The organism is Vibrio makurazakiensis, from assembly GCF_050337375.1.
Classification (GTDB): Bacteria; Pseudomonadota; Gammaproteobacteria; order Enterobacterales; family Vibrionaceae; genus Vibrio; species Vibrio makurazakiensis.
Genome location: NZ_JAKJSW010000387.1, coordinates 1 through 2,239 on the forward strand (window position 1 = coordinate 1; position 2,239 = coordinate 2,239).

The window sequence follows — 2,239 nt, forward strand, 5'->3', positions numbered from 1 at the left end:
ACACCCTGGCCGCGACCGCAGCCAGCCTAAATGGTGGACTCATTAATGAGGTGTTTAATGTGCTGAGTGATATTGAATATTCGTTAGGTGATACACAAGGCAACATTGATACGTTAGGTAGTGACCTAACCGACCAGCTTTCCGAACTCTCCACCAAGATTGATGGTATTGCCTCGGGTGGCGTTCCTTCTAATGGCACGGATTTAAGTGGTTTAGAGTCCGCCGTCACCGGCATACAAAACTTACTCGGCTCACCCAATCAATTCGTTCAACCCACACCTGGTGTGTCCGGTGCATTTAAAACCAATTTCCTTTTTGGTGATACTGCGTTTAAGGAATTGGAAGCCAGCATCATCGATTTAAAAGACGAATATCAAGTAGAAGCTGCCCAGGCTCGGGACTTATTGGGTATCAATACTGAGGGATTTCAAAGCGGGGATTTCAGTACTCATAATCTCACGCTGAAGAATTTCAACGGTGACAATGTGGAATACGAAAATAAGGTGTTCAGCGCCCTATTAGACAATGCCGACATCATTAAATCCGTACTGCTGTTCATTGTCGTACTCATCGGCATACGCATGTTAGGGAGTGAATAATGGAAACCATTTACGCATTTTTTGATTGGGTGGCGTTGCAGTTTCAAACGTTCATCGACTTTATCTACGCACTCCCTGATATGGCGAGTAACCTGTTTTCTTATCTTCAACTTTTCATTATCAAGATGAAGATTACGCTCCAAATAGAGTTCCTTAAACTCTCCTATTCCACCGCTAAATTGCTCTTACAAGATATTGGTTTTAACGACCTGTTAGTGGAAGTCTTCAACGCGATGCCATCAGAAGTTCGGTTCTACGCTTACGCTTTTGGTATTCCCCAGGGACTGACCATCCTAGCTAACTTCATGACGACGGCGTTTGTTATGAAGATGAGTCGTTAGCTTATGGCCATTACCATACGAACCGGCGCGAATGGCTCTTATAAGTCGGCTTATACTGCGTACTTCTCCATTTATCAGGCGCTTAAAGCCGGTAAAGTTGTGGTGACCAACATCGAGGGAATGCAGCCTCTTAAGATGATTGAAAAGCGTTTCAATATTCAGTTCCCGACGACGTCTAAGCTACTTCGAGTCTCATCAAGAGACGCAGCTGGCGTTCACCTTTGGACGCACTTTTTCTGTTGGTGTCCCATTGGCGCATTGATTGTGATTGATGAATGCCAGGAYATCTTCTCTAAGAATATYGGCTTYGACATGAAGAAAGTCACCTACCAGCCGGTTGAAGMSTTCATCACTAAAGACCAGGGCAAAGACGGCCTGTTACCTCRRACSTTTYTRGACTTCTTCTACTCYCGGTATATCCCAGCCAACATGGACGAACTTGAGGCATCCGAAACGGATGATAGAGGGATWGCSGAATACGATGAACAAGGRCGCATCATCTATCCTCACACCTTTAACGAAGGCTTCATGCGTCATAGRAAGTACAACTGGGATATTGAATTGCTYTCACCCGACTGGAAGCAAATYGAYACCGGYATYAAGGCGTGTGGTGARCAGAACTTCTTTCATAAAGGGCGTGACCARTTYTTTTGGACAAAGCGTAAACCCTTTATCTGGAAACACGATAAAGCCGTGTCGACACCGGTTATACCCAAGCAAAAAGACGTTAACCTCACGACTCAGAAAATCCCACTTGATGCGTTYCTACTCTACAAATCGACGGGAACCGGYATWGCCAAACAAGCTGGCGCSATGAACACGCTMATACGTAACCCGAAAGTCATTGCGGTGTTCTTCTTGTTCCTCTTCTGTATAGGATTCYTAGTYTATGAATTATCCAGTCCCTCTTCTGATACTGCTTCGGAAGCTTCGCAAACGGCAGCGCAAAAATCTGAGGCTTCCGCTTCTGGTCAAAGCCAGGCAGAAAACCCTAATGGTGATAAAAATGCTGATGGTGTACCTGATGGTTGGAATAGCAGTGAAGCTGGTCTCAATGATGTTGTTGAGAGCATTTATATAGGGAAGATATTGCCTTTCGAGGGAATAACAAAAGCCTTTGTGACTGCGGTGAATGTGCGCATCCGCAATAATCAGATAGACCGCTTCATTAACCTGGAAATTACGACCACTGATGGTATATACAGTATTAATGAAAAGTACCTACAAAACTACAATATCACCTATCGGGTGATTGATAGTTGCTTGTTGGAATTGACCAGGAATGACTATAAGAAGATG

2 protein-coding genes and 1 pseudogene are annotated in these 2,239 nt (G+C 44.5%); all 3 read left to right on the top strand.

Annotated elements, in window-relative coordinates; translation table 11 throughout:
* Window positions 1-599, top strand: a pseudogene (locus L4C33_RS21710) (hypothetical protein); the annotation flags it as partial.
* The gene (locus L4C33_RS21715; protein WP_428814463.1) at window positions 599-940 is read left to right on the top strand and encodes a DUF2523 family protein; all 342 of its coding nucleotides are present in this window, start codon (window positions 599-601) and stop codon (window positions 938-940) included. The pseudogene L4C33_RS21710 and the gene L4C33_RS21715, both read left to right, overlap by 1 nt.
* Before the next feature lie 3 nt (window positions 941-943).
* On the top strand, window positions 944-2,239 hold a 1,296-nt coding region (locus L4C33_RS21720), incomplete at its 3' end, for a zonular occludens toxin domain-containing protein (RefSeq protein ID WP_428814464.1).

Bases quoted from the DNA above. Each gene is read 5' to 3' on its own strand.
- L4C33_RS21715 (WP_428814463.1), top strand. From the start codon at position 599: ATGGAAACCATTTACGCATTTTTTGATTGGGTGGCGTTGCAGTTTCAA.